This is a genomic window from Pseudomonas sp. PA15(2017), from assembly GCF_001945395.1.
Taxonomy (GTDB): Bacteria; Pseudomonadota; Gammaproteobacteria; order Pseudomonadales; family Pseudomonadaceae; genus Aquipseudomonas.
The window spans coordinates 1-7,874 of the sequence record NZ_MSXV01000016.1 but is presented as its reverse complement, the minus strand read 5'-3'; the positions used below and the strand labels follow the sequence as shown (position 1 = coordinate 7,874).

The following is a 7,874-nucleotide window of genomic DNA, read 5'->3' as shown; positions in this document are numbered from 1 at the left end:
GCCGAGGTCGAGCAGTTGCTGCTGAATGGGCATAAAAAATCCGATACCAGGAGGCTGGTATCGGATTTTCTAGAAACCCCGGCTTGGACTCAAATGCTTAAGTGAACAGCATTACGCCCGCGTGCGGGGCTTTTTTATGGTTCTACGCACGGTTTGAGAAAAGTTTGGGTTGATACCGGACTGGCAAGTTTGTGTGCGTATCACTACTGAATTAGCACGATCCATTCCCGCATCTACTGGACCTTTCGGTTGCGCCCCTTACGGGCGCCACACCTTGATTCGCCCGTAAGGGGCGAAACCCACCCGGCCAGGCAGCGTGCTCGTGGAGAGTGCCAAGCCATCGACAGCGAAGACTGATTTGCCAGTCCGGTGTCGGGCCTATCCTCCCCGCGAAAATGCGAAGACCTTTTTATGGGCGGCCGTCCATGGCCGCCGTGCTACAGGCGCACGCCGCCGTCGAGCTCGAGAATGCGCCCGGTGAAGTACTCGTTTTCCAGCAGGAAGGCGATGGCGTGGGCGATTTCCCTCGGTTTGCCGAGGCGCTTGAGCGGAATCACCTCGGTCATGCGCTGTAGCGCTTCGGGTTTCATGCTGGCAACCATGTCGGTCTCGATGAAACCGGGGGCCACGCCCGCCACGCGAATGCCGTAGCGCGCCAGCTCGCGGGCCCACACCACGGTGTCGGCGGCTACTGCGGCCTTGGCTGCCGAGTAATTGGCCTGGCCGATGTTGCCGGCGCGCGACACCGAGGAAATATTGACGATCGCCCCCTCGTTTTGCAGTTCGATCATCTTCGCCGCCACCTCGCGGGTGCACAGGAACACGCCGGTCAGGTTGACGTCGATCACCGATTGCCACTGGGCCAGGCTCATCTTGCTCATTTCGCCGTCCTTGACCTTGATGGTCAGGCCGTCGCGCAGAATGCCGGCGTTGTTGATCAGCCCGTTGATCGAACCGAAGTCCTCGGCGATCTGGGCGATGGTCTGGGTGACCTGCTCTTCGTTGGCCACGTTGCACAGGTAGGTACGCGCCTGCACGCCCAGCGCCCTGCAGGCCGCTGCGGTTTCGTCGAGCTTTTCCTGGTTCAGATCGACCAGCGCCAGGCGCACGCGGCGCTCGGCGAGGTACTCGGCCATGGCGCGGCCGAGGCCCTGCCCGCCACCGGTGATGATGATGACTTTATCTTTGAGTTGCATGCCAATTCCCTAGAGTGAAAGTCGAACGGGCCAACCAGCGTTTTGCCCAGGCCGCACTTGCTGCCGCGCGTTCGAGCCGGTCGATTGCCATGACGTACAGGCAGCAGCATAGAGCGCGAGGTGGGCAGGGCACCAGCGCTACCCATGCAAGCCTCAACATCCTGTAACAGCGTGGCCGGTGTGCGCGAAGCCTCGCGTCGTCTGGCGTTGAACGCAGCGTGGGTGAGCGAAGTCGAAACTTCAGCTTGAATTAAGCGCAACACCCCATACTTCTCTCCTACTGGAAGATGTTCTCCCGTCAAGGAAACCGCGATGCGCATTTTCATGTTGTTGTTCTTGCTGTTCCCGATCCTCGAACTGGCCGTGCTCATCTCGGTGGGCAGCGCCATTGGCGTGCTGCCGACCATTGCCCTGGTGATCCTCACTTCGATCTGTGGCGGCCTGATTCTGCGTATTGCCGGCATCACCACGGCCTGGCGTGCCCGTGAGCGCCTGGCGCGCGGCGAAATGCCGGATCAGGAGGTGCTGCAGGGGGTGATGATGGCGGTCGGCGGTGGTCTGCTGCTGTTGCCGGGTTTCATCAGCGACGTCATCGGCGTGCTCTGCCTCATGCCGTTCACCCGGCGCTGGCTGGTCGAGCGCGTGCGCCAGCGCGCTGCCGAGCAGGCCGCGCGGCAGCGCGCCTTTGCCGATGACCTGGCCGCCCGCAACGGCCAGCCTGGCGCCGCCAAGCCGAATGTGCTCGAAGGTGAGTACGAGCGTCGCGACTGATTCCGTCGCACGGCGCACAGGCCCCGGTCAGAGCTCTCTGGCCGGGGCTTTTCGTTTTGGGGCGGAAAATCGATGGGCAGCCAAGGTAAAAATTTTAACGGCCTGCCCTTGAATTGCTGCTGGCCGACCTTATGTAGCGGTCACCGCAAGGTTTTTCGGCGTTCGATGCGCCGAAACATATTCCGGCGTTACGTGCATTGCGCATCGCCACGATCATGCCGGTGAGAGCACCGGTTGATGTCAACAACTATTGGGAGAGATCGACAATGAAGCTTCGTCCTTTGCATGACCGCGTCGTGATCCGTCGCAGCGAAGAAGAAACCAAAACCGCTGGCGGTATCGTGCTGCCGGGCTCGGCTGCCGAGAAGCCGAATCAGGGCGAAATCGTTGCCGTGGGTACTGGCCGCGTTCTGGATAGCGGTGAAGTCCGTGCCCTGGCCGTCAAGGTTGGCGACAAGGTGGTATTCGGCCCTTACTCCGGCAGCAACACCGTCAAGGTCGACGGCGAAGACCTGCTGGTGATGAGCGAGAACGAAATCCTCGCCGTCGTCGAAGCCTGATCGCCCGCGAATTTCCGTTTAATCGTCAAGAATTGAGGATCAAATAACATGGCAGCTAAAGACGTAAAATTCGGCGATGCCGCTCGCAAGAAACTGCTGACTGGTGTCAACGTTCTGGCCGACGCGGTCAAAGCCACCCTCGGCCCGAAAGGCCGTAACGTAGTCCTGGAGCGCAGCTTCGGCGCGCCGCTGATCACCAAGGACGGCGTTTCCGTCGCCAAGGAAATCGAGCTCAAGGACAAGATCGAAAACATCGGCGCCCAGCTGGTGAAAGACGTGGCCTCCAAGGCCAACGACGCTGCCGGTGACGGCACCACCACCGCTACCGTTCTGGCTCAAGCCATCGTTACCGAAGGCCTGAAGTCGGTCGCTGCCGGCCTGAACCCGATGGACCTGAAGCGCGGCATCGACAAGGCCACCGCGGCCATCGTCGCCGAGCTGAAGAACCTGTCCAAGCCGTGCACCGACAGCAAAGCCATTGCTCAGGTGGGCACCATCTCCGCCAACTCCGACGACTCCATCGGCAACATCATTGCCGAAGCCATGGAAAAAGTCGGTAAAGAAGGCGTGATCACCGTTGAAGAAGGCTCGGGCCTGGAAAACGAACTGTCCGTCGTAGAAGGCATGCAGTTCGACCGCGGCTACCTATCGCCGTACTTCATCAACAAGCCGGACACCATGGTTGCCGAGCTCGACGGCCCGCTGCTGCTGCTGGTCGACAAGAAGATCTCCAACATCCGCGAACTGCTGCCGGTTCTGGAAGCCGTTGCCAAGGCTGGCCGTCCGCTGCTGATCGTTGCCGAAGACGTCGAGGGCGAAGCCCTGGCGACTCTGGTGGTCAACAACATGCGCGGTATCGTCAAGGTCGCTGCCGTCAAGGCGCCGGGCTTCGGTGATCGTCGCAAGGCCATGCTGCAGGACATCGCCGTTCTGACCGGCGGTACCGTCATCTCCGAAGAGATCGGCCTGAGCCTGGAAAGCACCACTCTGGAGCACCTGGGTCAAGCCAAGCGTGTTGTCCTGAACAAGGAAAACACCACCATCATCGACGGCGCTGGCCAGCAAGTGGACATCGAGTCCCGCGTTGCGCAGATCCGCAAGCAGGTCGAAGACACCACTTCGGACTACGACAAAGAGAAGCTGCAAGAGCGTCTGGCCAAGCTGGCTGGCGGTGTTGCCGTGATCAAGGTCGGCGCTGCCACCGAAGTCGAGATGAAAGAGAAGAAAGCCCGCGTTGAAGACGCCCTGCACGCAACCCGCGCAGCCGTCGAAGAAGGCGTGGTACCTGGCGGTGGTGTTGCCCTGGTGCGTGCCCAGTCCGCTCTGGACGGGCTCAAAGGCATCAACCTGGAGCAGGACGCCGGTATCAGCATCCTGCGCCGCGCCATCGAAGCGCCGCTGCGTCAGATCGTTGCCAACGCTGGCGACGAAGCGTCCGTGGTTCTGGACAAGGTCAAGCAGGGCACTGGTAACTACGGTTACAACGCTGCCAACGGCGAGTACGGCGACCTGATCGAGTTCGGCATCATTGACCCGGCCAAGGTTACCCGTAGCGCGCTGCAAGCCGCCGCTTCCATCGCTGGCCTGCTGATCACCACCGAGGCGATCGTTGCAGAGCTGCCGGAAGACAAGCCTGCACCGGCCATGCCGGACATGGGCGGCATGGGTGGCATGGGCGGCATGATGTAAGCCGACCGGCACCCTGAGCTGTACCGAGAACCCCGCGCCTTGGCGCGGGGTTTTTTTATTGTCTGCGTGTCAGCCTCGGATGAAGGGCGGCTCCGGCGTCTAGCCGGCGCGCCGCGAGCCCTGCGCGCCGGCCGCGAGACAGCGGATGCCGCGAAGGGTTTTGACCGTTCGTCATGTTGTAACCTTCCATGACTTATCCTGATCTAGTGTTAGCAAGCGCGTTGGCCGCACTATCAAGAGGTTGCGATCATGAGTTTAGGTGTCGCCAGAGGTTTGTTTCTCGTCGCCGCATTGAGCGTCTCGGCGGTCGCGGTGGCCTCCTGGTACGAGCCCGGCCCCGGCGTGGTCAACAGTACCAACCGCAGCAATTGTCTGAGCCCTATCAGTAAGCGGGTTGCCCAAGCCTCCCCCGAAGCCAGCCAGAATCTATTGATATTGGTGATGGGTCTGTCCCACGCGCGGCGCTGATCATCCGCCGTTGCTCCCTCTGCCTGAATGGCGGAACAGTGAATTTCTCTCCCTGCTGCGAACTCCGATACCCTGAGTGTTCACTCTAGGCAAGGAGAGCAGCAGATGTCGATCTACCGTGAGCGTGGCCAGCGCCTTCAGTCATTGCACCAGCAGCCTGAGCTGCTGATTCTGCCCAACCCCTGGGATGCCGGGTCGGCGAAGATGCTCGCCGCGCTCGGTTTTCACGCCCTGGCCACCACCAGTGCCGGGCTGGCTTTTTCGTTGGGCCGACGCGATGCCGAAGGCGCGGTGAGCCGCGACGAGGCGCTGGCCAATGCCAGGGCGATCGTCGAGGCGACGCCGCTGCCGGTGGTCGCTGACCTGGAGAATGGCTATGGCGACTCACCCGAGGACTGCGCCACGACCGTACGGCTGGCGGTGCAGGTCGGCCTGGTCGGCGGCTCCATCGAGGATGCCACAGGGCGTTCGGAGCACCCCATCTATCCCTTCGAACTGGCGGTGCAGCGCATTCGCGCTTGCGTGGCGGCGGCTCGCGAACTGGATATTCCCTTCACCCTGACGGCGCGAGCGGAAAACTTCCTGCACGGCCGTGCCGATCTGGACGACACCATTCGCCGCCTGGTGGCTTACGCCGAGGCGGGCGCGGACGTGCTGTATGCGCCAGGGCTGACCAGTCGTGAACAGATCGAGGCAGTGGTCGAGGCGGTGGCGCCCAAACCGGTCAACGTGTTGGTCGGCTCGCCGAGCCTAATGCTGTCGCTGGACGAGCTGGCGCAACTGGGCGTCAAGCGCGTGAGCCTGGGCTCGAATCTGGCCCGCGCTGCCTATGGCGCCTTTCTGCAGGCAGCCACCGGGCTTGTCGAGCGCGGCGATCTGAGCGGTGCTCGACAAGCCCTGCCGTTCGATGCCATCAACGATTTGTTCAAGGGTTGACGTGCGGCAGTTCCTGATCGCGTTGCTGATCTTCGTGGTGGTCGGTGGCCCGCTGGCGCTGTACCGCCAGTGGATCGACGTGCCGCCGCGCTGGAATCCCTGGGCACCCCTGGACCTGCGCGACACCCCCAATTGGCTGACCGCCTACAAGCTGCGTCGCCTGCAGAGCGATGCCGAGCTATGCCGCACGGTGCTGGATACTTCCGCGCTGCGTTACGTTGCACTGCCCGACAGTACACCTGCTGTCGATTGCCCGCTGACCAATACGGTCCGGGTGCAGGGCAGTGACGTGCGCCTGAGCAGCAGCTTCATTGCCACCTGCCCGGTGGCTGCGGCTTTCGCCCTGTTCGAGCGCCACGGCCTGCAACCGGCGGCTGAACAGCGCTTCGGCCAGCGCGTGGTGCAGGTCGACCACGTTGGCAGTTTTGCCTGCCGCACCATCGCTGGCAGTCAGCGGCGCAGCCAGCACGCCTCGGCCAATGCCCTGGATATCGTCGGCTTTCGCCTGGACGATGGCCGGCGCATCAGCGTGTTGCGCGACTGGCCGGGAGAGGATGACAAGTCGCTGTTCCTGCGCCAGGTACAGCAGGCGGCTTGCTCCAGCTTCAATACCACGCTGGGGCCGGACTACAACGCAGCGCACCGCGATCATTTTCACTTGGATATGGGCGGCTTTCGCATGTGCCGCTGACGGGCACCCGCGGCTTATCGAGCCAGGCGCTGTTGCAAGGTCAGGTGGCCCATCAGCAGTTCCCAGGGGGCCAGGGATTCTTCCAGCAGCGGGTTGCTGGCGGCGTTCTCGGCTGCGCCGGTCGGCGTCAGCGGCTGCTGTTGCAGTGCCAATTCTTCGAGGGGCAGAGCGGCGCTCACCTCGTTCAGCGAGCAGATGAACTGACGCTGCATCATCACGTCTTCCAGGGTGCGTACGCCGTGTACGGGCGCTTCGTCGGCCGCGATCGCCGTGACCGAGGCCGACGCCGCGGGCTGGCCCATGGCGCTTTCCATATCGCGCAATACGCTGCGCAGAATCTGGTCGTACAGCGCCGCGCTGGCGCTCGATGGCGTACCGGCTTTCTGGGCGGCTACCCGGGTGTCACCGGGAATACGGGAGATGACTTCGAACATCGAACGGCGGGCTCTGGCAAACTAGCGCTGTTATGGGTATCGGCTGCTGTCGGCCCGAGTTGAGCCCGCGGTTGCTTGAAAGCTGCCGCTTCTGAATCGATGGACGATCCGCAATGAGTGAACTACAGCCCGACGTGCGCATTCGCATGGAGGCCCTGGTGCCACACCTGCAAACCGGCGCGCAGCAATGGGCGCAGCGCCTGGGCTTGGCGCTGGAAGGCGAGGCCGGTTATGCGCTGCAACTGGGCGAAGCTGGCCTGCAGTTGGTCGAACTGGGCCCGCAGGCACCAGGGCCGGTGCGGGTGGATTTCGTCGAGGGCGCGGTGGCGCACCGTCGCCAGTTCGGCGGCGGGGCCGGGCAGATGATCGCCAAGGCCGTCGGCATCGCTCAAGGCATTCGCCCGCGGGTGCTGGATGCCACCGCCGGGCTGGGCCGCGATGCGTTCGTGTTGGCCACCCTGGGTTGTCACATGGATCTGATCGAGCGCCAGCCGTTGATCGGTGCGTTGCTCGAAGACGGCCTGCAGCGTGCGGCGGCCGATGCCGAGGTGGCGAATATCGTCGCGCGCATGCGCCTGCTGCAGGGCAACGCCATCGAGTTGATGGCCGGCTGGCAGGGCGAGGCGCCGCAAGTGATCTACCTCGACCCGATGTTCCCCCATCGCGACAAGAGCGCTCTGGTGAAGAAGGAGATGCGCCTGTTCCGGCCCTTCGTCGGCGACGACCTGGATGCGCCGGCGTTGCTCGAGGCTGCGCTCGAACTCGCCAGCCATCGCGTAGTGGTCAAGCGCCCGCGCAAGGCACCGGTCATCGAGGGTGCCAAACCGGGTTATGCGCTGGAGGGCAAGTCCAGCCGTTACGACATTTACCCCCTGAAGAAACTCACGCCTTAGGCTGCTCACGATCTTTCGGCTCGGCTGCAGCGTTTGGCCGCCAGTGGCGGAAGCGGTCGGTCGTTCTCGTGGGATGGATTGGTGATTATCTGTGGGAGCGGGCCATGCCCGCGAAAAATCACGGGCATGGACTAGGTGTGATCTCTCAGTAGGTTGTTCATCCGGGGCGTTCCCGGAATTCTGGAAGCGCGACCAACACAGCCTTCCAGGAGCCCCGGATGAACTTGCATAAACAT

At 62.9% G+C, this 7,874-nt stretch carries 9 protein-coding genes; 7 read left to right on the top strand and 2 right to left on the bottom strand.

What is annotated here, in order from left to right; translation table 11 throughout:
* Nucleotides 1–437: 437 nt before the first annotated feature.
* Entirely contained in the window at nt 438–1,196 is a 759-nt protein-coding gene (locus BVH03_RS06475; protein ID WP_075960408.1) for an SDR family oxidoreductase, read from the bottom strand.
* Between the two features lie 312 nt (nt 1,197–1,508).
* Between BVH03_RS06475 and BVH03_RS06470 the strand changes: the two genes are divergently transcribed.
* The 6 genes from BVH03_RS06470 (at nt 1,509) to BVH03_RS06445 (ending at nt 6,311) form a co-directional block, all read left to right on the top strand.
* The gene (locus BVH03_RS06470) at nt 1,509–1,967 is read left to right on the top strand and encodes an FxsA family protein (RefSeq protein ID WP_075960407.1); all 459 of its coding nucleotides are present in this window, start codon (nt 1,509–1,511) and stop codon (nt 1,965–1,967) included.
* 266 nt (nt 1,968–2,233) lie between these two features.
* On the top strand, nt 2,234–2,527 hold the full coding sequence (locus BVH03_RS06465) for a co-chaperone GroES (RefSeq protein ID WP_042554944.1): 294 nt from the start codon (nt 2,234–2,236) through the stop codon (nt 2,525–2,527).
* A gap of 48 nt (nt 2,528–2,575) precedes the next feature.
* Nucleotides 2,576–4,216 (top strand): chaperonin GroEL, encoded by a 1,641-nt coding sequence (gene groL, locus BVH03_RS06460; protein WP_075960406.1) that lies wholly within the window; start codon nt 2,576–2,578, stop codon nt 4,214–4,216.
* 249 nt (nt 4,217–4,465) lie between these two features.
* The gene (locus tag BVH03_RS06455) at nt 4,466–4,684 is read left to right on the top strand and encodes a hypothetical protein (protein ID WP_075960405.1); all 219 of its coding nucleotides are present in this window, start codon (nt 4,466–4,468) and stop codon (nt 4,682–4,684) included.
* A gap of 105 nt (nt 4,685–4,789) precedes the next feature.
* On the top strand, nt 4,790–5,620 hold the full coding sequence (locus BVH03_RS06450) for an oxaloacetate decarboxylase (protein WP_075960404.1): 831 nt from the start codon (nt 4,790–4,792) through the stop codon (nt 5,618–5,620).
* Between the two features lie 13 nt (nt 5,621–5,633).
* Nucleotides 5,634–6,311, top strand: coding sequence for an extensin family protein (locus BVH03_RS06445; RefSeq protein WP_371915345.1), 678 nt, complete (start codon nt 5,634–5,636; stop codon nt 6,309–6,311).
* Between the two features lie 14 nt (nt 6,312–6,325).
* Here the strand turns inward: BVH03_RS06445 and BVH03_RS06440 are convergent, their stop codons facing one another.
* Nucleotides 6,326–6,745: a hypothetical protein gene (locus BVH03_RS06440; RefSeq protein WP_075960402.1), complete on the bottom strand. Its 420-nt coding sequence runs from the start codon at nt 6,743–6,745 to the stop codon at nt 6,326–6,328.
* Nucleotides 6,746–6,858: 113 nt separating this feature from the next.
* On the opposite strand from BVH03_RS06440, the gene BVH03_RS06435 reads away from it, so the two are divergent.
* The gene (locus tag BVH03_RS06435; protein WP_075960401.1) at nt 6,859–7,638 is read left to right on the top strand and encodes a class I SAM-dependent methyltransferase; all 780 of its coding nucleotides are present in this window, start codon (nt 6,859–6,861) and stop codon (nt 7,636–7,638) included.
* Nucleotides 7,639–7,874 lie beyond the last annotated feature (236 nt).